The organism is Enterobacter sp. MGH 24 (assembly GCF_000493015.1).
Classification (GTDB): Bacteria; Pseudomonadota; Gammaproteobacteria; order Enterobacterales; family Enterobacteriaceae; genus Enterobacter.
The window spans coordinates 2,566,018-2,587,304 of sequence record NZ_KI535657.1 but is presented as its reverse complement, the minus strand read 5'-3'; the positions used below and the strand labels follow the sequence as shown (position 1 = coordinate 2,587,304).

The 21,287-nt window shown below is 53.6% G+C and carries 20 protein-coding genes, 1 tRNA gene and 2 pseudogenes; 8 read left to right on the top strand and 15 right to left on the bottom strand.

Translation table 11 applies throughout. The features are described from left to right. Positions 1 to 40: 40 nt before the first annotated feature. The 5 genes from yahO to L370_RS09765 all read right to left on the bottom strand — a co-directional run bounded on the left by yahO (position 41) and on the right by L370_RS09765 (position 5,417). Positions 41 to 316, bottom strand: coding sequence for a DUF1471 family periplasmic protein YahO (yahO, locus tag L370_RS09745; RefSeq protein ID WP_023310654.1), 276 nt, complete (start codon positions 314 to 316; stop codon positions 41 to 43). A gap of 149 nt (positions 317 to 465) precedes the next feature. After that, positions 466 to 1,497 carry an ABC transporter ATP-binding protein gene (locus L370_RS09750; protein ID WP_023334783.1) on the bottom strand — a complete coding sequence of 344 codons (1,032 nt, stop codon included), beginning with the start codon at positions 1,495 to 1,497 and terminating at the stop codon, positions 466 to 468. A 1-nt stretch (position 1,498) separates the two neighbouring features. Beyond that, a complete protein-coding gene (locus tag L370_RS09755) occupies positions 1,499 to 3,073 on the bottom strand; it encodes an ABC transporter permease (RefSeq protein ID WP_023334782.1) in 1,575 nt (524 codons plus the stop codon). Positions 3,074 to 3,097: 24 nt separating this feature from the next. Then, entirely contained in the window at positions 3,098 to 4,114 is a 1,017-nt protein-coding gene (locus L370_RS09760) for an iron ABC transporter substrate-binding protein (protein WP_023334781.1), read from the bottom strand. 304 nt (positions 4,115 to 4,418) lie between these two features. Beyond that, positions 4,419 to 5,417: an aldo/keto reductase gene (locus tag L370_RS09765; protein WP_023334780.1), complete on the bottom strand. Its 999-nt coding sequence runs from the start codon at positions 5,415 to 5,417 to the stop codon at positions 4,419 to 4,421. 100 nt (positions 5,418 to 5,517) lie between these two features. Here L370_RS09765 and L370_RS09770 point away from each other — a divergent pair, with 100 nt between their 5' ends. Then, on the top strand, positions 5,518 to 6,423 hold the full coding sequence (locus L370_RS09770) for a LysR family transcriptional regulator (RefSeq protein WP_023334779.1): 906 nt from the start codon (positions 5,518 to 5,520) through the stop codon (positions 6,421 to 6,423). Between the two features lie 348 nt (positions 6,424 to 6,771). Here the strand turns inward: L370_RS09770 and L370_RS09775 are convergent, their stop codons facing one another. From L370_RS09775 to L370_RS09780, 4 genes and pseudogenes are all read right to left on the bottom strand, one after another. Further along, a complete protein-coding gene (locus L370_RS09775) occupies positions 6,772 to 6,990 on the bottom strand; it encodes a hypothetical protein (protein ID WP_023334778.1) in 219 nt (72 codons plus the stop codon). A gap of 219 nt (positions 6,991 to 7,209) precedes the next feature. Beyond that, positions 7,210 to 7,401, bottom strand: a pseudogene (locus L370_RS0121970) (lysis system i-spanin subunit Rz); the annotation flags it as partial. Then, positions 7,374 to 7,494 (bottom strand): annotated as a pseudogene (locus tag L370_RS23705) (integrase); the annotation flags it as partial. The pseudogenes L370_RS0121970 and L370_RS23705, both read right to left, overlap by 28 nt. A gap of 151 nt (positions 7,495 to 7,645) precedes the next feature. Then, positions 7,646 to 7,722: transfer RNA gene (locus L370_RS09780), tRNA-Arg, on the bottom strand. A gap of 278 nt (positions 7,723 to 8,000) precedes the next feature. On the opposite strand from L370_RS09780, the gene L370_RS09785 reads away from it, so the two are divergent. From L370_RS09785 to fimZ, 3 genes are all read left to right on the top strand, one after another. After that, entirely contained in the window at positions 8,001 to 8,696 is a 696-nt protein-coding gene (locus tag L370_RS09785; protein WP_023334777.1) for an EAL domain-containing protein, read from the top strand. A 24-nt stretch (positions 8,697 to 8,720) separates the two neighbouring features. After that, positions 8,721 to 9,449: a helix-turn-helix transcriptional regulator gene (locus L370_RS09790; protein WP_023334776.1), complete on the top strand. Its 729-nt coding sequence runs from the start codon at positions 8,721 to 8,723 to the stop codon at positions 9,447 to 9,449. Positions 9,450 to 10,249: 800 nt separating this feature from the next. After that, positions 10,250 to 10,882, top strand: coding sequence for a fimbria biosynthesis transcriptional regulator FimZ (gene fimZ / locus L370_RS09795; protein ID WP_023334775.1), 633 nt, complete (start codon positions 10,250 to 10,252; stop codon positions 10,880 to 10,882). Positions 10,883 to 10,933: 51 nt separating this feature from the next. On the opposite strand, the gene sfmF is transcribed toward fimZ, so the two are convergent. The 6 genes from sfmF to fimA form a co-directional block, all read right to left on the bottom strand. Continuing rightward, positions 10,934 to 11,458 carry a fimbria assembly protein gene (sfmF, locus tag L370_RS09800; RefSeq protein ID WP_023334774.1) on the bottom strand — a complete coding sequence of 175 codons (525 nt, stop codon included), beginning with the start codon at positions 11,456 to 11,458 and terminating at the stop codon, positions 10,934 to 10,936. A 9-nt stretch (positions 11,459 to 11,467) separates the two neighbouring features. Next, positions 11,468 to 12,472 (bottom strand): type 1 fimbria D-mannose specific adhesin FimH, encoded by a 1,005-nt coding sequence (fimH, locus tag L370_RS09805; RefSeq protein ID WP_023334773.1) that lies wholly within the window; start codon positions 12,470 to 12,472, stop codon positions 11,468 to 11,470. A gap of 13 nt (positions 12,473 to 12,485) precedes the next feature. After that, positions 12,486 to 15,050 carry a fimbrial biogenesis usher protein gene (locus L370_RS09810; RefSeq protein WP_023334772.1) on the bottom strand — a complete coding sequence of 855 codons (2,565 nt, stop codon included), beginning with the start codon at positions 15,048 to 15,050 and terminating at the stop codon, positions 12,486 to 12,488. Between the two features lie 14 nt (positions 15,051 to 15,064). After that, a complete protein-coding gene (fimC, locus tag L370_RS09815) occupies positions 15,065 to 15,757 on the bottom strand; it encodes a type 1 fimbria chaperone FimC (RefSeq protein WP_023334771.1) in 693 nt (230 codons plus the stop codon). 34 nt (positions 15,758 to 15,791) lie between these two features. Continuing rightward, on the bottom strand, positions 15,792 to 16,337 hold the full coding sequence (gene fimI / locus L370_RS09820; RefSeq protein ID WP_023334770.1) for a type 1 fimbrial protein subunit FimI: 546 nt from the start codon (positions 16,335 to 16,337) through the stop codon (positions 15,792 to 15,794). 68 nt (positions 16,338 to 16,405) lie between these two features. Continuing rightward, positions 16,406 to 16,969: a type 1 fimbrial major subunit FimA gene (gene fimA / locus L370_RS09825; protein WP_023334769.1), complete on the bottom strand. Its 564-nt coding sequence runs from the start codon at positions 16,967 to 16,969 to the stop codon at positions 16,406 to 16,408. A gap of 310 nt (positions 16,970 to 17,279) precedes the next feature. On the opposite strand from fimA, the gene folD reads away from it, so the two are divergent. The 4 genes from folD to malI all read left to right on the top strand — a co-directional run bounded on the left by folD (position 17,280) and on the right by malI (position 21,243). Then, a complete protein-coding gene (gene folD, locus L370_RS09830; RefSeq protein ID WP_023334768.1) occupies positions 17,280 to 18,146 on the top strand; it encodes a bifunctional methylenetetrahydrofolate dehydrogenase/methenyltetrahydrofolate cyclohydrolase FolD in 867 nt (288 codons plus the stop codon). 1 nt (position 18,147) lies between these two features. Then, entirely contained in the window at positions 18,148 to 18,360 is a 213-nt protein-coding gene (ybcJ, locus tag L370_RS09835) for a ribosome-associated protein YbcJ (protein WP_023334767.1), read from the top strand. A 283-nt stretch (positions 18,361 to 18,643) separates the two neighbouring features. Beyond that, positions 18,644 to 20,143 (top strand): PTS transporter subunit EIIC, encoded by a 1,500-nt coding sequence (locus L370_RS09840; RefSeq protein WP_023334766.1) that lies wholly within the window; start codon positions 18,644 to 18,646, stop codon positions 20,141 to 20,143. 83 nt (positions 20,144 to 20,226) lie between these two features. After that, entirely contained in the window at positions 20,227 to 21,243 is a 1,017-nt protein-coding gene (malI, locus tag L370_RS09845) for a Mal regulon transcriptional regulator MalI (RefSeq protein ID WP_023334765.1), read from the top strand. Positions 21,244 to 21,287: the final 44 nt, after the last annotated feature.

Here is a 21,287-nt window from a genome sequence, read left to right as displayed (position 1 = left end):
GAAGCACAGCCACCCCGCTTTGGGGGTGGCTGCAATGACGTTATTTTTTCTTGTAGATATTGGCCGTACCGTGAATTTTATTATTGGTGTTCCCTGACGTGAGCACCAGGACATCCGCGCCTTTCTTATCGGCTTTCTCAATCAGTTCTTTTTTTGCATCATCAACCGATACTTCATTCGAGGTGTTTACCGTACCGATTTTTTTATACTGAGACGCAACTTTCTTGAACTCGCTTTTAGTCAGCAGCTGTGCAGCAAAAGCATTGGTTGTAAACAGTAACGCCGTTCCCAACAAAATAGCAGTCGTCTTTTTCATAACCTTTTTCCTTGAGATTAATCAGCAACTACGAAAAACCTCACGCATTGTGGTGAGGTTTTATGAGCATGGTAGAGAATCTCAGGAAATGCCATACGCTCAGGAAAATTCTTTTATTACAATCCGTTGCATGAAATTACTAACGAATATTAAGAATATTCGAATACCCGCGCGGTGCCAGTAATATCAATGCGTACCGCCGTGCCCGGGTTCCATCCTGGCTGGCTTACGGTCTTCAGAATCATGGGGTGTTTCTCCCCGGCTAACGCAAGGGTGAGCGTCGACAGCTGGCCGGTGAAGTCCACATCAAGAATCGAGATCGGGCTTTCATGCGCTGCACATGCCGTCACGCGTAATTGTTCAGGGCGCATCATGACCCTGCCCTGACCTGTCGCCTGCGCGTTGTCCGTTGGCACTTCACCCAGCGCGCACACGGCATACCCGGCAGCGAGCCGAGCAGGCAGGATCACGGCATCGCCAAGAAACAGCGCCGTCTCTTCATCAACCGGACGGGTGTAGACGTCATAAGGCGTACCGACCTGCGTGAAGCGTCCGGCGCGCATGACGGCAACCTGCGTAGCAAAGGACAACGCCTCGTTCTGATCGTGGGTGACCAGAATCGAGGCCACGCCCGCTTCGGCCAGCAGATCGGCCGTTGCCTTACGCGTCATGGCGCGCAGGCCGGTATCCAGCGCCGAGAACGGTTCATCCAGCAGCATCAGGGAAGGACGCTGGGCCAGCGCGCGGGCAAGCGCCACGCGCTGCTGCTGACCGCCGGAAATCTCGTGGGGCCAGTGGGTTGCGAGCTGCCTGTCCAGAGAAACCATCTCCATCAGCGTCTCAACGCGCTGGCGCTTCTCGTGGCGGGTGCCGTCCAGCCCCCAGGCAATGTTGTCTGCCACATTGAGGTGCGGGAACAGCGCGCCCTCCTGAGGGACAAAACCGACCCCGCGCTGGTGGGCAGGGACAAAACGGTTTTCATCAAACAGCGTTCTCCCCTGCATGACAATGCGCCCGGTGTCAGGCGTTTCGAACCCGGCAAGAATACGCAGCAGCGTGGTTTTCCCCGACCCGGACGGCCCGACAATCGCCGTCCTGCTCCCCGGCGCCACGCTCAGGTTTAAGCTGTCGAGCACCTGCACGTCAGAAAACGATTTAGAAATGGCGGTTAATTCAAGCATGTCATAGCCCTGCAATTTTTTTCGACTGCATATAGAGAATGGCGGTCAGCGGGAGTGAAATCAGGATCATCAGCATCGCGTAAGGCGCGGCGGCCACATAGTCAATCTCGCTGGTCAGCGCCCAGAATCCGGTGGAGAGGGTGCGCGTGCCCAGTGGAGAGAGCAGCAGCGTGGCGGTCAACTCGTTGCTGACGCCGAGGAACACCAGCGCGGCACCCGCCGCCGCACCCGGCGCGGTCAGCCGCATCGTGACGCTCCAGAGCGCCTTCGCAGGCGTGCTGCCCAGGCTGCGCGCCACGTTCTCCAGCTCAACCGGCGCCTGCGCAATCCCCGCCCGCAGGTTGATGAGCGCACGGGGCATAAACATCAGCAGATAGGCAAGGAACAGGGTAATTTCCGTCTGATAAATGGGGCGGGCGTAATGAATGGTGACCGTGACCAGCGCGAGAGCGGTGACAATCCCAGGCAGCGAGCTGGTGATATAGATACACCCTTCCAGCATCCGGAAGATACGGTGCGGATAGCGGATACCGAGCCACGCGATGGGGATCACGCACGCCGTCGTCAGGAGCGCTCCGCCCACGCCGAGCATCAGCGTCTGGCGCAGCGAGTGCCAGAGATCGGGACTCATCCAGTTTTGCACGCCGCCGAGCCAAATCCAGCGACACAGGACAATTAACGGCACGCCCAGCGCCAGCGCGATCAGCACGATGAAAAACAGCTGCCCCAGCGCGGCAGCCGCAGGCTTCAGCGGCCAGCGTTTTTGCTCGCGCGCGGCCCCGGCGCCAATGCGCGCGTAGCGTGCTTTGCCGCGCGTCACGCCTTCCAGAATCAGGATAGCCAGACAGCACAAGGCCAGCACGCCCGCCAGCATGTTCGCCGCCGGGCCGCTAAAGGTAGACTGGAACTGGTCATAAATTGCCGTGGTGAAGGTATCAAAGCGAATCATCACGTACAGGCCATATTCCGCCAGCAGGTGCAGCGCCACCAGCAGCGCGCCGCCGCAGATAGCGAGCTTAAGCTGGGGCAGTACCACGCGGAAAAAGACCCGCCACGGCGGCGTACCCAGCGAAGCGGCAACATCTTCCAGCGTCGGGTCAAGGCGACGCAGCACCGCCGCAACCGGCATATAGATAAACGGATAGTAGGCAAGAACGGAGAGGAACACGCCCGCGGAGAGCCCATGCATGGACGGGACAACGCTTACCCAGGCATAGCTTTGCACAAACGCCGGGATCGCCAGCGGAGCGACCGCCAGTGCAGACCAGATCCCGCGCCCGGCAAGCCGCGTGCGCTCCGTGAGCCAGGCTATCGCCACGCCCGTCACGATACACAGCGGAACGGCTAAAGCCGTTAACCACAGCGTGTTGCTGAGCAGCTCAGCCACGCGCGGGCGAAACACCAGCGCCTTAATGGTTTCCCAGCCGGTCTCAATGCCAATGGCAATGATAAAACCCAAAGGCAGAAGCGCCATTAATGAAAACAATACAGCTAACGCAACCATCGGCAGTGCAGGACGCCTGCGGGCAGGCTCCTGCACTCTGTTTTTTCCGATGTCGAGACTCAGACCAGACATAAGACGTTCACTTCACTCTCAGGATCACAGCAGGCCGGCTTGCGTCATCAGTTCGATAACTTTTTTACTGTTGAGCGTTGAAGGTTCAACTTTCGGTGCATCAAGATCTTTCAGCGGCACCAGTTTCGGGTTTGAGGCCGCGTTCACGCCCACGGCATACTCAAAGGCGTTGTTGGTACGCAGACTTTCCTGGCCTTCTTTACCGGTAATGTATTTGATGAAGGCCTGCGCCTGCGCTTTGTGTTTGCTGGACGCCAGCACGCCGCCGCCGGAAAAGCTCACAAACGCGCCCGGATCCTGATGTTTGAAGTAGTAGAGCTGGGTGTTTTTGCTGTTTTCACCGGTTTTGGACTGATCGACAAAACGGTAGTAGTGATAAATCACGCCGCCATCAATCTGGCCGGCATTGACCGCTTTCATCACCGTGCTGTTGCCTTTATAGGCAACGAAGTTGGCTTTCATCGCCTTGAGCCATTCCAGGGTAGCCTTTTCGCCTTTCAGAGCCAGCATCGCGCTCACGATGGCCTGGAAATCCGCGCCTGACGGTGATGCCGCCCAGCGGCCTTTCCACTCTGGCTTTGCCAGATCCATCAGCGATTCAGGCAGCTGCTGTTCGTTCAGCTTTTCCGGGTTATACACAAACACCGTGCTGCGGGCGGCAATGCCGATCCAGCGGCCGTGCGCCGGACGATATTCTGCCGGTACCTGCTTCAGGGTATCTGCATCCAGCGGCGCAAACAGGTTTGCATTATCCACCAGCACCATTGAAGGCGAGTTCTCCGTCAGGAATACGTCAGCCGGTGACGCGCTGCCTTCCTGAACCAGCTGATTACCCAGCTCGCTGTCATCGCCGTTACGCAAAGTCACTTTAATGCCGGTTTCTTTGGTAAAACCGTCAACCCACGACTTCACCAGGTTTTCGTGCTGCGCGTTATAAACAACGATACCTTCGTTGTTATCGGCGGCAACCGATTGTGTGGAAAGGAAAAGGGATGAAGACAACAAGGCAAGCGAGAAGCAGGACAGCAGGCGAGAATTCATGAACATATCCTTAATAGACCAACGGGATTAACGACTCATAGCTTTGTGGGACAGGATTAAAGCATACAACAACGCTAATGATAATTAGTATCAATCCAGTTTAGGTGTAAAAGTGTAAAATTTCATTATTGCGGGGTTTGGAATGATAAAAATCCAGATGGGAAAGACAGCTCAATTAAAAATTAAGAAAACCTTAAGACTAGCCGGAAGAAAAATTCATTAGCCTTCTATTTATTATTGCGACATTTAATGCGCAGGTGAACAACTCTCCCGCCAGAGAAGCGGGAGAATGCAATGCAGTGTGTTATTTATCGATTAAATTAAAATCACCTTGGTTATATCTTTCCCCCTGGATATTTTCAGGCGTAAAGATATGCTCAACGAACTTAATATCAGAATCGGAAAGACTCAGGCTGACCGCACCCGCATTATCCTGTAAATGCGCTATTTTTCGAGCCCCGGGAATGGGAACAATGTCCTCTCCTTTGCTCATCACCCACGCGAGAGCCAGCTGCGCGAGGGAACAGCGGTATTTATCCGCGACATCCTGCAGCTGGCCGAGAAGCTGTTGGTTTTTCTGCATCGCTGCTTGCTGGAAGCGAGGCAGGTTTCGCCGAAAATCATCCTCACCGAAGCCGGAACCGTCTGTGATTTTCCCGGTTAAAAACCCGCGTCCCAACGGGCTATAGGGCACAAACCCAACGCCCAGCTCGCGGCAAGCTTTAAGAATGCTTTCCTCCGGCTCGCGAGTCCAGAGCGAATATTCAGTTTGAACGGCGGTAATCGGATAAATTTTGCAGGCCCGGCGTAACGTGTCGGCTGACACCTCTGAAAGCCCGATGTGGCGAATTTTCCCTTCCTTGATTAAATCAGCCATTGTTCCCACAACGTCTTCAACAGGTACCGACGGGTCGACGCGATGCTGATAAAGCAGATCGATAGTCTCGATATTGAGACGTTTAAGAGAACCTTCTACCGCTTCACGAATATGTTCAGGACGGCTGTCAACGCCTGCCATACGCTCCAGCCCCTGCCCGGAGGGAAGGATGCGAAAACCAAATTTAGTCGCAATCTGTACCTTATCGCGCATGCCTTTAATCGCTTTTCCGACCAGGACTTCATTATCATAGGGACCATAGACTTCCGCGGAATCAAGGAAGGTGACGCCCAAATCCACCGCCGCATGAATGGTTTTGATCGCCTCCGATTCTTCGGCGCCACCATAGGCAAAACTCATCCCCATACAGCCCAATCCCAATGCTGACACATGGAATTTATCTTTTCCCAGATAACGTGTTTTCATCTTATATTCCTCTTTTGATAAATCGCAAGAAATATATACTTCCATTCCTGACGGATAACAATTAGTATATTTTTAATGCAGTATTTTATGAGAATTAACAATGAAAAACGCACCAGAGTTGCAACATATAGAAATATTACTTCTTATTGTAAAACATGGAAGTTTTCGTAAAGCCGCAAAAGAATTAAATGTTTCAGCGCCAACGTTAACGGTCACTATAAATAATCTTGAAGAAAAGCTTGGAGTTAGACTTTTAAATCGTTCCACCCGAAGCTTGTCTTTGACTGCCGTCGGTAAAGCGTTTCTTGACGATGTGATACCCGTCCTGAATGACTACAGGCGCGTCATTGATAATCTTAATGATTACAAAGAAAAACCAGAAGGCGTCATCAGAATCAACTTACCCCGGATCGTGGTTGATCTCTTTTTTCAAAGCCACTTCGTTAAGTTCAAAAATGATTTCCCGAATATTAACCTCGCGTTATTCACCACTGACAGAAAAATAAACATCATAGATTCAGGTTTCGACGCTGGAATACGTTATACACAAGATGTCCCTAAAGATATGGTTGCCATTCCATTTGGAGGCAAGATGTCTCTTATTCCCGTCGCCAGCCCTGATTTTCTGAAGAAATCAGGCAAGCCTGACTCACCAAAAGAGCTGGTAAAATTCAGGTGCATAAATCGCTGTTTTCCTGATGGACAGCTGTATCGCTGGGAGTTTATGGATCCACAAGGGGAAACAATGGAAGTATCTGTTCATGGCGATCTGGTTGTAGATTCAGACGCGGCAATGATTCAGGCTGCTGAATATGGGTTAGGAATTGCGTTTGTTTATGAGAATCTGGTTGAGGATAAAATAAGCGAAAACAAACTTGTCCGTTTGCTACCTGATTATACCTATCCTGCTGATAATTTTTGCGTTTACTACCCGAGCCGAAAACATCTGCCAGCACCGCTGAGAGCCTTTATATCTTGGGTTATGTCGATGAATAGAAACCTGTAGGATTCAATATTAATGCATAATAACCTGATAATATTGACCAAAACATTACCCTATAAAATCACATCCCCCCATAAGTACCCCCCTATTTGTTTGCATGGGTATGCGTGGTTATGGTTATGGTTATGGTTATGCCAATTGCAGTGCGGGAATTATTGACAAGTGCATACTGAACACCTTCTATTGTGACCTGCATGTGCGTTTCCTTTTAGACGTGAGCCTATCACACGGCAAAGCCGCCGAAAGTTAATGGTTTGCCCAAGCTCACAACTGAAAGACTTTCTTCGATGTGCGCGTGCGATACACATAAAAAGCCCCGCTGTTACGGGGCTCGGCTAACATCAAGTAATTTTAATCAGCCGTAGGGATACGAACGTTTACCCACATGTCTTCATCTTTTAGGTACATCTGAAAACCAACGCAGTATGCGATCTGATTTTCAGCGTCAATGGCCTTGATAACCATCCCGTCTGGAGCGTCAAAACGTCCTGGCGTCTCAAACTTGATCGCCATTTCGGCGCTGTAGCGCATGTTTCCCGGTAACGGTGGTAACTTAAATTCTTCTTTCATAATCACTCCTTATTAAAACCCATAGCCATTATGGGAACCGTATCCATATGGTGACTGCAGTATGAATTTACAACTAATGATTTGTTAATTAATTCAGAAAGTTGAGATGAATCATCTTTTGCTCAATTAGTGGCAAATGTACTTTAAATAAGAGGCCGAAGCCCCAGCAATAACAACAAGCGCATCGGCAATACTGCGAAAGCTGGTTTGCATCGAAAATTGCTTTTTAGCATCAGCCAAGTCCTTCGTGTATTTGGCATCTAGTGCCGCTGCATCACGCTGGCGGGTCTGCATGTCTTTGATAGTGGGGTCCGCTAGGCTGAGTTTCTCTGTGGCTTTGTCGCGGTAGTAGTTAATCGCCCAAACTATGGAAACCAGCAGGCAGATAGGCGGTACTTCAGGCGCCAGTATCTCGAATCATTCGGGTTAACTCGCAGGTACCGCCAGCTTGTAGGGCTTGTCCTGAGGCTTAGCTATGTTTATCTGGCGTGCCGTTAACTTCATTGGGCTATCTCTTTCCATTGAACCTGTACATCTCCCCACATTGGAGTGGATGTCAATACTATTTAGTAGACGTAGGGAGAGCAAGATTTAGCTTAATGGCTTGGTATTACAGGATTGAGTAGACTTTGAGAGACGTTAGTAGAAGTGATAATGGCACGCCCTGTAGGATTCGAACCTACGACCTACGGCTTAGAAGGCCGTTGCTCTATCCAACTGAGCTAAGGGCGCACTGAGAAGCGTGAACTTCGCGGCGGTGAAACGCGAAGAATTATACGGTCAATGGCAGGTGAGTCAATGCCTTTTCCGTTTTCCACGGCAATTACCGCTAGCCGATTGTAAATACGGCTATTTTCTCAACATTTCCCTCTGTTTCACCGTAAAATTTAGCGCTGCGAAAAGGCTTAGTTGCATTTAAGTAACGCCTGCTGTTTTCCTGAACGTCAGCTCGTCACACTAGGGTCAGGTATCCCGGCCGCCTGGAGGCTGACAGACAACAGGACAATGGAGTGACAGCGCAAAACCTGATCGATACGCCCCGGTTACAGTACATTTCTCAGGACATCGTCGGCATTAAGCTTGAGCCCATCGTCGCCCTTTCCTCCTTGCGCCAGGTTGGCGTGGAGGTCCTTAGCGTTCTGTCCGACACGCGGCACAGCGAGGACTTTTTTTGCGATCGGTCCGCAGACTGGTCGATAACGCTGCTTGAAGCGCAGCTTGCCGCGTTAAAAAATACGCCGCACGGTCATAACCTTTTTATTAATCTGCCGATAACCGTCCTGACCGAGCCCGCCTCTTTTCAGCGGCTTATCCGGTTGCCGTGCGTGCCGCTCAATATTGAGATTGTCGATCCGGCGTCCTTTATGGCGCTTTCCGTCGCGCAGAAGCAGCATGTGGTTCAGAATCTGCAGCAGCTTAGCAGACAGGGACACGCAATCTGGCTGGATGATGTGGATGACGTCTTAGCGCGGTCGTTTTTATCCTGCCGAATCCCGTTAAGCGGCATCAAAATAGATAAGGAAGCATTCTGGCGTTTACGCAACACCCCTGCGCTGAGGCAACTGGTTTCCCTTTGCTTTCAGCTGGCCGGGAAAGTGCTTATCGAAGGTATTGAGACTGAACGCGATCGTACCTGGGCACTGCAGGCAGGCGCAGATCTCGGCCAGGGATATTACTGGCCGTCCTGGACATGGCCGGAGGATTAAAAAGCCATTTCCAGGAGGGAGACCATGCGAATGACAGTGCGCCGTTACCGGCGGCGGCGTACAGGAAGTGATGCACTGGGATTTACGCGCTCACCTTTTGCTCCCCCCTTTTTTGACCGGCTCGAATTTTTGAGCCAGTCCATCAGCCAGCCCCGCAAAACAGACGCCCCGTTCATCCTTCTGGTGACGGAGGATCACTACCTGCGCACCGGTTTTCTCAACGGGCAGTTTCCCCTGAGCAGCTGCTGCGACTACACCACGCTGGATGACGCCCTTATCGCTCAAACCCAGTGGCCCTCAGCCCGTCTGGTCGTGGATGTTGAAAGCCGGTCCACGGGGCTTCTGGAGAAACTGGATCAGTTGAGACGGCATAGCCTGTTTCCTCCTTTCCTGACACCCTGGCTGTTAGTCCGGGCCGATAATTACGACACCCGCCTCTTCTGCAAAGCGGCAGGTCCCTTTCATGTGCTCGAGCGTCAGCTGAACGCCGCCGCGCTCCAGCACAGCCTGCTGGATCCCCTCCCTCCACCCGGTACCGATAAAGACTGGTTTTCGCGCAATGAATGGCCCATCCTGCAGGAGCTTTCCCGGGGCAAGACGCTGCGTCAGATTGCCCTGATGCAGAATCGACCCTATAGCCGCATTATCTATCGTCTCAGCTGCATCCTGCTGAAGCTGGGGCTAAGCCATCGCCAGGAATTGCTACATCTTCTTAATAACCTCTCAGACTGCACGTTTTCACTCACGTCCTAACCCCTTATTTCCTAAAGCGGTTTAGGAATTTACTTACCAATCGCGTTGCATAAATGTTAATTTTTAACAATAAAATCGATTTTATAACTATTCCTAATTTATGGGCGCGAACCTTGTGAAATGCCACAGATTAGCGGAACGGCAGCACTTTCCTCCATCCGTTAAGTGAATGCAGAAGGCGTTAACAAGATGATAATGATGTAAAAACAAGCAGCTTAGCGACAACTGCCAGGAGTAAAAAGCGAAGCGGACAGCATGTTCTCCTGTACGACAGATGCCGTTATCCGGATCGGCGGTAGCACTTTCAGATGAAGGTTTGACGGCCTGCGAGGGCAATTTTTAACCTCACTTTTGTGGGTTAGCCCCTTTAAAAGAGGTGTATTTTTGTTAACAATTAATCAACATACAGAGATATCTGTTATTTTTTGTTATTACATAAAGATGAAAATATGCGGTAAATGAGATAACAGGATATTTCCGCTAATTTTAAAAAAATAGCGATTCAGATCCAGAAGATAATACAAACCAATACCCTCATATTAATTTACAGGGTTTTCGGAAAAAACTTACCCTGTATAATAAGATGCGTATCAAATATGAATAAGAAAAACCTTTTTGCCAACACCAGCCTAATGAGATGACCGCGCTGAGGCATAGTTCTTTTCATTACGTAAACAAGGATGCTTTCGCTCTTTCCAGGGAAATACTACGGTATAGGGATCTGCACTTTATATCCTTCCGGCATTTCGAGAGTTTTACCAAACTCTGCATAACGCTTTTAACAATCTGAGGCATTAAAAATGAAACCGGCATCCGTTATCATTATGGACGAACATCCTATCGTCAGAATGTCGATAGAAGTCCTGCTACAGAAAAATAAGAATATCATAGTCAAGCTCAAGTCTGGCGATAGCCATGAAGTCCTTGACTGTATCCGCAATCACCCTATCGATCTGGTGATCCTTGACATTGAACTCACGGGCACGGATGCTTTCGCTTTACTTAAGAGAATCAGAAACTTAAACAAAGACATTAAGGTTCTGTTCCTCTCGTCTAAATCAGAGTTATTTTACGCGGGTCGCGCTATTCGCGCCGGGGCAAATGGCTTCGTCAGTAAACGAAAAGATTTAGGGGAGATCTACAACGCCGTAGAAATGATCCTGATGGGCTATTCTTTTTTCCCATCGGAAACGCTGAACTTTATAAACCATTTGGGTTCAGGGAAAGGGATGGCGGTGGATATGCCATTATCGAATCGCGAGGTGACGGTATTACGGTATCTGGCGAATGGATTATCCAACAAGGAAATTGCTGAACAGCTGCTATTAAGCAACAAGACCATTAGCGCGCATAAATCCAATATTTATTCCAAGCTGGGCGTGCAAAGCATCGTGGAATTAATTGATTACGCCAAAGCCCACGAGCTGCTATAACCTGAATTCACTCCCTGCAGTTTATCTGAGCTGCAGGGAGTGCGGTCAGTGCTAATTATAGTTAATCATGAAGGTGGCATCCGCATCGGCACGGCCGGGCTGAGGGTTATCGGCAGTGGCAATATAATTGGCATAAAACGACAGAATCGCATTCCCCTGAGCATCAACCGAGACCGGCTGGCTGGCCTGCTGGAGAGCCAGACGCGTTTTATCCGCATCCCTGATCTCCACCGCGACATGACTTGCTGTACTGGCGTCATTCAGCGCCAGCAAGCCGCTATTGCTCCCGTCGGCTTTCCCCGAAAACGTAATGGACGCCGCGCCCGGCGGGCAGCCGGTCAGCTTCAGCGTAAACGGCATGGGCTGCGTGCGGCTCCCGGTGGTGCTGAGCTGTTTCGTGGGCCAGGTGCCCAGCGTGACGGTCTTGTCGCTGTCGCTGCCCTCGGCAACGCAGGTAAAATCGACGATGTTGCCGGACATCTGAATATTGATCTCGCCAAGTGCAGTGGCTGACCACGCGTTTGCCTGAAACATCGCCAGGGCCAACGCAGCGCAATGCCATTTCCAGTTCCGCATCATTCCCCCTTAATCGTAATCCACGCGAAGATAGCCGCGAGAGGTGAAACGCCCTTCTGCGGGTTTATTCCCGGTAATGCTCACCGGCCATACCCGAATTGCTACCTGCGCCTGCGCGCTATCGTCCAGGCGGAACGGTATTTTGCTGTTCAGGTTGTTAGGCGTCAGAGGGGTACCGCTATCGTTCGCTACCACAAATCCAAGATCCGGGTTATCGGAAACCAACGCATTGCCAGTGACTTTTTCCGCCTCGATGCGCATCGTCAGATAAGCGTTGGCCTCCACGTTCGTACACTTGATGGCAATGGTTTTACTTTGCGGTGAGACTTTCTGAGGGCGATTACCGGCACCCGCCTGGCTAAACAACGATGCACCGATATCGCCAAAATCGAACTCCACCACCTGCCCGGCATTTATCGCGCAGCTTTGTGGAACCTGAATGGTACCGCTATAGCTGATGGTATACACCGGCGTATTCAGTGGGTCAGATGACGTGGTCGTCACATACACCCGGAACATGGTTTGCTGAGGGATCACCACCATATTGATAAACCGCCGGGTGACTCTCAGGCGGAAGACCAGCTTCGAGTCGGTAACCGGAAACGCCTTGTTATTCGGAACGTTCGGGTGCTGCCCCATCTGGATATAGTTGGCTGGCGGGTAGAACGTACCCGCGAAGTCATCATGGATCTGCATTGCGCCATCAAGGTAGTCATTCAGCTTCACATACTTATAGCTATCAATCACCGTCGTTATCGGCAGACTGGTGACGTAACTACGCATCGTGGACTTCCCGCTCGTTCCTTTGGGGCAGATAGCATTTACGCCGACCAGCCCGGACTTCTGCGCAAGGGTCACAATTTGCCCCGGTTTGTTATTGGAGCTGTTAAAAACGTTTGAGAGATCGTAGGAGATATCCTTCGCCACGCCAGTGGAGTTCTGGCAAACCGTTGCCCATGCAGGCATCGCGCTGCATAGCAGCGCAAAGCTCATTACGTTGCGTAAAATGCGCATCTTTGGAACCTCATTAACGATCACAGCTTGCCCCTGCCATAGTAATGGCCTGGTTCTGACTTTCAGGCGACAAGCGATAGTGCGCGCGACACTGGGACTGCGCCCCGTCGCCCCACTGGATCAGCAGTTCGCCTTCCAGCGGCAGCCCACTCAGGTATATTTGTCCGTCATCCCCCACCATGCTGGTGACGCCGCTTTTGGTCTCACGCACCACCGCGCCGAACGGCACCGGCTGGTTGCCGCGCATCACCGTCAGCAGGGCGCGCACGCCAATGCGGGTATCAAAGCTGGCGCGCACCAGCGCGCCTTTGGTCGGCACCACGCTGCTCACGTTGTTTTCGATATCGGTGTTGTTGCTCATGGTGTTGGTATCCAGCGCCACGCGGTTGTAGCGGTAGACGGTGGCATACGGCATCACCGCGTAGCCTCGCCAGTCGGTTTTCACGCCGGTCTGGTTTTCAATACTGACGCCTGATGCCCCTGGTGCTTTGATCAGCACGTTGGTGTCGCCAAGCGGCTGGCTAAAGGTCACGCCGTCGGCGTGGCCGACCACCCCGCCGGAGAGCTGCCAGTTGAGATCGTGCTGATCGCGGGAGTAGTTGTAGCCTACGCCCAGCGTGCCGTAGGTCGCCTGCCAGTTGGCGCTGGCGCTTCCGCTTGAGCCATTGTTGCTGGCGTGTCCCTGGGTCACGCTGTAGTTCAGGTTGCGGTCCTCCAGCAGCGTTCCGCTGACGCCGGTTTGCCAGCTTGTGTCACCATCGCTGTTTCGACTGGCGGATGCCGTCGCGTAGGCGCGGTCAATCGCGCTGTCCCGGCGATAGCCCTGACGGGTAAAGAGACTGAACGGCACGGAAACGTTAAATGACGCGATCCGATCGGTACCGTCTATCCCGACGGATTTGTTCCACGACCACGAGACGGAGTAGTTGATTCCCTTCACGCCTCCCGCGTAGCCCAGCTGGTACCAGAGATTCGTCTCGTCCGTTCCCCAGTAGGTCTGCTCGCTACCGGAGATATAGACCGAGCCGTAGTCCCCCAGCGACTGAGAAACGTTGAGCTGGAAGCGGCCTTTTTTATTCCACGTCAGGTTGTGGTAGCTCTGCACGTCCGGCACATCGCTGTCGTTCTGGCTATCGGCATACTGATAGCCCTCCATTGAGCGCCAGGCGACATCGTCGAGGGTGTAAAACCCTTTTGTGGAGTAGCGATAGCCCAGCAGCTGGAAGTTGGTGCCGAAGCCGTTAAGGGATTTTGCATAGAGGAAGCGCAGAGACTGCCCTTCATGCTTGCTGTCGTCCGCGAGCTGGCTGTGGGCGTGGGTAATATCGAGCGAGACCGCCCCCCAGTCCCCCAGGTTTTTCCCGGCCCCGACGGCCACCGCGGTATAGCGTGACGCCAGCTGCGTACCGCCGTATAGCGTGTAACCGTTGGCAAGACCGGTAATCAGGGTGCCCTGAGTGAAGAACGGCGTATCCTGATCGCTGTTACCGCTGCGGTAATCCCCCGCGACGAGGTCGTACTTCCAGCGCCCTTCACGCTGCAGGAGCGGCACGGTGGAGTACGGTACGGTATAACGCTGCTGGGTGCCGTCTTTCTCTTCGACCGTGACTTCCAGGTCACCGCTTGAGGAGGTCGGGTTAAGATCGGTAATGGCAAATGCGCCCGGCTGGACGTAGCTTTGATAGATCACGTAGCCATTCTGGCGAACCACCACTTTGGCAGGCGTACGGGCGATCCCGCGCACGGTCGGCGCGTAGCCCTGAAGGCTGTCCGGATACATGCTGTCGGACGAGAAGAGCCGCCCGCCGCGAAAACCGACGCTGTCGAAGACGTCATTTCCGGTATTGCTGTCGCCCAGCACCAGTTCGCTTTTAAGCGGGATGACGGTGCGCTGCGCCCAGGTGCCAATATTCTGCCACTCGCTGTGCCGCTGCCCGTTATTCTGCGTGTACCGCCACGCGCCGTTGTTACGTAAACGCCAGGCGCCATAGTTCAACCCGCTCTGCAGGTTGAGGTAATAGCTGTCGTCTTCGCTTCCCCGGTTACCGGTGAAGCTGTAGTTCACCAGCGCGGCGGGAATGCCTTCATCCCACTGTTCGGGCGGAATGTAGCCCCGGGCGCTGTTTTGCAACGCCACCTGCGGCAGGCTGACGTCCAGACGCTGGGAGGCAAAGTTGAATACCGTTTCGCTGCCGGGTATGGCCGTGGTCAACGGAACGCAGGTCTCGCCCTGCACCTTAGCCAGCTCGGGAAACGCCGCGACGTTGACGCCAAAGCGATCGAGCATCGCGCGCGTAATGCACGCCGATAAACCGCCTGCCACCGGCGGCGTGTTTTCGGCCTGCTCAAAACGCACGTCCTGGGTTCCGATAAACTCATCGTTACGCCAGATATCCACGCGATAAACGCCGGGTGCCTGCTGGTGTCCTTGTTCAAAGCGCGACAAATCCGCCACGCTGGCGGCGTCGTCGGACAAAAAGGCCGGGTTGAAATAACTTTCGCTCCAGCCAGCCTGCGGCCAGAGCGCAGCCATCAGCGCCAGTGCAATCGGGCAGTAACGTCTCTGGTGGTTTTTCATCGCCCTGACTCTGCTCACAGGTTGACGCTACGCGCCGGGGTGATGGCACCGTAGTCATTCACGCTCTGCCAGGAAAGCGTACCGCCGGCACCGGCTGGCAGCACCTGCTGAGCCGAGCTTTTCGGCGCAACCATCAGATTATCCAGCGTCTGCCCGCCCAGCTTCAGATTGACGAGGGTGATGTAGTACGGGGAAGCGTTGCTGACTTTGAGATGGTTACCCGCGCGCTCAAACCGCAGTTGGGAAAGCGCCTCTTCCGGCTGCATCGCCAGATTGTTGGGGCGCACAAAGAGCTTGATGCGCGAGAGGATCGCCAGCTGCAGCACGTTATTGTTTTCGGTTTTCGCTTTGTTCACTGACGGGATCGCCTTCACGTTCATGTAAAAGAGCGATTCGCGATCGGCAGGCAGTGCCGGCCCGGCGTAAATAATACGCAGCGTGTTTTCACTGTTCGGCTCGCTAACAAACAGGGGCGGAGTCACGGCAAAGGTTTTTTCTTTTTGCCCGCTTGCATTTTCGATCCACGCGTTAATTAAATAGCGTTCCTGTTTGTTGCTGTTGGTGATCGCCAGCGACGTTTGCTTCGCCTCTGCCGGATAAATAACGCGCGTGGCCCCCAGCGCAATACCGCCGGACGCATTTGCGCAGGCAGAAACCATCATCAAAATAAACGATAAAAAAAGTCCTGGTTTAATTTGGGTATTCATCACAACCGTACCTTTAATAATGTGTTCGCAGGTGTTATGGATAAATCAACGTAAACCAGACATCCGACTGAATTTTGCCTGGCTCGAGGTGTTCGGAAATAGCCCGATAGCGGGCGCTAAAATGGAACGCGAGCTCGTGGGTATCGATCGGCAGCCAGCTGACGGCCGTGGCATTCGGGATAATCTGACGCTGCTGTTCGTCAAAGAGGGCCAGCCCAACGCCGCTGCTGACAGGTGTTTCACCCGGCCGCGATGTCGCCAGAAAGACCTGCGGATCCTCTGCGGGTGTGACGCCCTGAAACTGGATCCCCACGGTGCGCGAAACATCAACGCTGCAGTCCAGCAGCCGCACGGTGAAGGGCACATTCACGGTGGAAAAACTGCCCACACCGGAAAATGAATTGGTTCGGTACTGCCCCATGTCGATGCGCATGTTCTGGCTGTCGGGGGCCACGGCGCAGCCGCCGTTCACCAGTTCTCCCCGGAGATGAACCTTGCCACCTTCGATCACCACGGTATGTGCCGATGCCGGGCAAGCCATCGCAAGGGTTAACAGCAGTAGTGTTCCAGTCCTTGTCATCCTTCGTTCCTGGCATTTGCGTATGACGGGCCTCATCCGTGAGGCCTGAACATCCCTGTGCGGAGGAATTACTCGTATTTCATTACGAAGGTGGCGTCAGCGTTAGCCTGGCCCGGCTCAGTGGTGGCAGCCGTTGATTTATAACGCGCGGTGAACTTCAGGGTGTTGGTCCCTTCGATCAGCGTCTGCGCCGCAGAGAAGGTCGCACCGTCTGGGGTCAGAACGCTGGATTTGCTGTCGAGGATCTCAATACCCACGCCTTTCGCGGTGTTGTCGTTGCTACCGGAGGTCACTGCCAGCAGGGTTTTGTCGGTTGGGTCGATCTGACCGGTAAACGCAACGGCGGCAGTTTTGGCAACCAGCGGATCGCAATCATTCAGTTCAATGTTGAATGGAATATTAGAGGTGGTGTCGCCCACTTTGGTAAATTTCGCGGTGCGATACTGACCCAGATTAACGGTCTGCTCGGAAGAATCAGTATTTACTGAACAAGCAGCATTAACCAGCTCACCTTTAAAATGTACGGTCCCGCCATTTACGGAAACCGGCGTAGCAGGATCTGCTGCATTTGCGGCACCTGCAACCAGGGCCAAAGTAGCAATAACAGTAGAAGCAATGTTGCTGAGTTTCATGTCTATTCCTTTAAAATGTAAATAACCCTTCCCGCGAATAATCGGGAATAAGAAATACGTTCAATTGGGTAATTGAAAGCTTATTTCGGAGGAGACAAAGTAGCTCAGGACGCAGTTTTTAAATATGTCAAAACGCTGCCATTTCGCCAGGTCACATCCTAATCCCACCTAAGAAATTGACCATCCCCTAAGAAGGGTTTTTGCGTCTCACTGATAAAAACGCGTAAAGGGTGACTGACAGCGACGCTCGCTTCTGACAAAATACACGCCATCCCCCCTTTCAAACGTTACAGACGGAATCTTCTCTCTGATGGCAGCAAAGATTATTGACGGTAAAACGATTGCGCAGCAGGTGCGCTCTGAGGTCGCGGAAAAAGTGAAGGCGCGTAAAGCGGCAGGATTTCGCGCCCCCGGGCTGGCCGTTGTGCTGGTTGGCAGCAACCCGGCATCGCAGATTTATGTCGGCAGCAAGCGCAAAGCGTGTGAAGAGGTGGGCTTCGTCTCCCGCTCTTACGATTTGCCGGAAACCACCAGCGAAGCAGAGCTGCTGGAACTTATTGACACCCTGAATGCCGATAAAGAGATCGACGGTATTCTGGTTCAGCTGCCGCTGCCGGCGGGTATCGACAACGTGAAGGTGCTGGAGCGTATCGCGCCGGATAAAGACGTGGACGGTTTCCATCCGTACAACGTTGGCCGCCTGTGCCAGCGCGCGCCGCGTCTGCGCCCGTGTACGCCGCGCGGGATTGTGACGCTGCTGGAGCGCTATAACATCGACACCTACGGTCTGAACGCCGTGGTGATTGGTGCCTCCAACATCGTGGGCCGTCCGATGAGCATGGAGCTGCTGCTGGCCGGCTGCACCACCACCGTGACCCACCGCTTCACCAAAAACCTGCGTCACCACGTCGAGAACGCCGATCTGCTGATCGTCGCGGTCGGCAAGCCGGGCTTTATTCCGGGCGAGTGGATTAAAGAGGGGGCGATTGTTGTGGACGTGGGCATCAACCGCCTGGAAAGCGGCAAAGTGGTCGGCGACGTGGTGTACGAAGACGCCGCGGCGCGTGCCTCATACATCACGCCGGTTCCGGGTGGCGTAGGCCCGATGACCGTGGCAACACTGATTCAGAATACTTTGCAGGCATGCGAAGAGTACCACGACGTAGAGGAAGCATAAGATGGCCACATTTTCATTAGGCAAACACCCGCACGTAGAGCTGTGCGATCTGCTGAAGCTGGAAGGCTGGAGCGAAAGCGGCGCGCAGGCGAAAATCGTTATCGCCGACGGGCTGGTGAAAGTCGACGGCGTGGTGGAAACGCGCAAGCGCTGCAAGATTGTCGCGGGGCAGACCGTGAGCTTTGAAGGCCAGAGCGTAACCGTTACGGCCTGAGCCGTCTGATGCCCGGTGGCGCTGCGCTTACCGGGCCTACGTACTCTCTCCGTTTGTAGGCCGGGTAAGGCGAAGCCGCCACCCGGCAATTTCTCTCACCATCCCCTTACACCCATCACGGTTATTTATCGATCAACTTCAAATAATCACTATTTCATCTGTTGAAACGTGAAAATTCAGTTGCGCGTTTTTCACTCTTTGCCCACGATAAGTAGAACGTTCTACTAAAACGTTCTACTTACAATAACAGCGCCAAAAAAAGCGCTACTCGGGGGAAATCAGCATGAGTCTGATATCAGGGTTTGTTAAATCGCTGTCTAAGTTATCGATGATTGGTCGCGCCTTAATGCTGCCAATTTCACTGCTTCCCGCTGCGGGCCTGCTGCTGGCCTTCGGCGATAAGTTTCATCTGCCGCTGATGATGAACGCGGGCGGGGTTATTTTTGATAACCTGCCGATGCTGTTTGCCATTGGCTCCGCCGTGGGCCTGGCCTCAGAATCCGGTATTGCGGCGCTGTCTGCGGCCGTTTCGGTGTTTGTCACCAATATCACCATCAGCACCGTGCTGAGCATCACGCCGGAAATGGCCTCCCAGGGCGGGAAATACGCCATGGTGGTCGGCATCCCGACGCTGCAGATGGGCGTCTTTGGCGGCCTGATCTGCGGTATTCTCGCGGCCTGGTGCTATAACCGCTTCCACACCATGCAGCTCCCGGAATTCCTGGGCTTCTTCTCCGGTAAGCGCTTCGTGGCCATTGCAACGGCGTTCCTCTCGTTCCTGATGGGGCTGCTGCTGCCGTACGTCTGGCAGCATATTCAGGCCGGTATCGACGCCCTCTCCGTGGTGGTGAACGGCGATAATCAGGCGGCGTCGACCTTTATCTTCGGTCTGGTGGAGCGCGCGCTGATCCCGCTCGGCCTGCACCACATCTGGTATCCGTCCTTCTGGTATTCGTTCGGGGATTACACCACCCAGGCGGGCCAGGTGATCCACGGCGACCAGACCATCTGGTTCAAGATGCTGGAAGAAGGGGTGAAATCCTTCAGCAGCGACACCTACCAGAACGCCGGTAAGTTCATGCAGGGGGAATTCCCGCTGATGCTGTTCGCGCTGCCCGCAGCGTGCCTGGCGATGTATCACGAAGCCCATACGAAGAATAAGAAAATCGCGGCCGGTATTCTGTTCTCCGCGGCGCTGACCTGCTTCCTGACGGGGATCACCGAACCGGTTGAGTTTACCTTTATCTTCGTGGCGCCGATCCTGTACGTCTTTAACGCCATCATGGCGGGCCTGGCCTATATGACCATGTATCTGCTGCATGCGCATATCGCCAAGTCGTTCTCCGCGGGCTTTATCGACTATCTCTCATTCGGGATCCTGCCGTCCTTTAACGGTTACAAGACCAACTTCCTGAATGCCATTATCATCGGCATTCCAATGGGCCTGATTTATTACTTCACGTTCCGCTTTGTGATCCGTCGTTTCGACGTGAAAACGCCGGGCCGCACTGAAGTGACCGCCAACGCGGATGATAAGTCTGATTCAGAACTCGCGACCGAGATCATCACCCTGCTGGGCGGGGCGCATAACATCGACTCCGTCGGCGCCTGTATCACCCGTCTGCGTCTGGAAGTGGCAAAAAGCGAGGCGGTTGATAAAGATGGCCTGAACGGACTCGGCGCGCGCGGCGTAGTCTTCGTCGGGGACAACGGTATTCAGGTGATTTTCGGTGCCAGAGCACAGTTTATCGCCCAGACCATGTCCACCATGATCGGCAAATAATAAGATGCCTGAACGACACGTCTCCTGTACGCTGGGAGACGTGTTTTATCTGGCTGATAATCGGCAAATTTCAGGGAGCGGTTTTGAAGAAAGTCAGCATTATTGATGTCGCAAAGCACGCGGGCGTGTCGGTCTCAACCGTATCGCTGGTTTTGCGCCAGAAAGGGAAAATCTCAGAGGCAACGATCGAGAAGGTCAACGCTGCCATCAATACGCTGGGCTATGTTCATAACGTCGCCGCTGCCAACCTCCGTGCCAATACGTCCAATCTGATTGGCCTGATCCTCCGTGACTTTAGCGACAGTTTCTCCATCAAGGTGATGGCGAGCATCGTCCAGGATCTTGAAAAACAGGGGTATATGGTTTTTCTCGGTCAGCCTCAGAACGACTATGACCATCTTGAGCGCTGCCTGCTGTCGTTTAAGCAGCAGGGCGTCGCCGGGGTTATCTATCTGGCCTCGGATACCCGCACCGCTACCCTGCCGGAACACATTCGCCACTGCCCGCTGCCGCTGGTGGTGGTCTCTCAGTCGCTGCTGGATGAAAAATGCAATCTGGTGATGCGCGACAACCGTCAGGCGGCCAGTCTGGCGGTGCGTTATCTTATCGAGCGCGGCCATCGCAATATCGCCTACATTGGCGGACGTGAAGGCTGCCTTATCCGCGAGCAGCGCCTGCTCGGTTTTCGCAGCGCAATGACGCAGAACGGGCTGGTCTGGCGCGATGAATACTCTCCGGCCTGTAGCGATGACACCCTTGCCGCGGGTTTCGCCACCCGCCAGCTGCTGGAAAAAAACAATACCATCACCGCCCTGCTCTGCCACTCGCCGGATGCCATGATCGGCTCCATCTCCGGTATTCATCAGGTAGGACGTACGGTGGGTAAAGATGTGTTTTTGACGCAGCAGGTCGCGCTGGTCGGTTTCGAAGATATGCTGCACGTTAACCTCACCTCGCCCTCATTTACCTACGTCTCGTCCGCCAGCGAAGAAACGGGACGTCAGGCTGCCGGGCTGATCATTCGCACGCTGAAGGAGCCGACGCTGCAAACCCAGCGCATTACGCTTTCCGGGCAGCTTATCGCGCGCGAGTCGGCGTAAAATCAGAATTTAGCACAGGTCTGTTAGCGCGAGATTACTGCTAT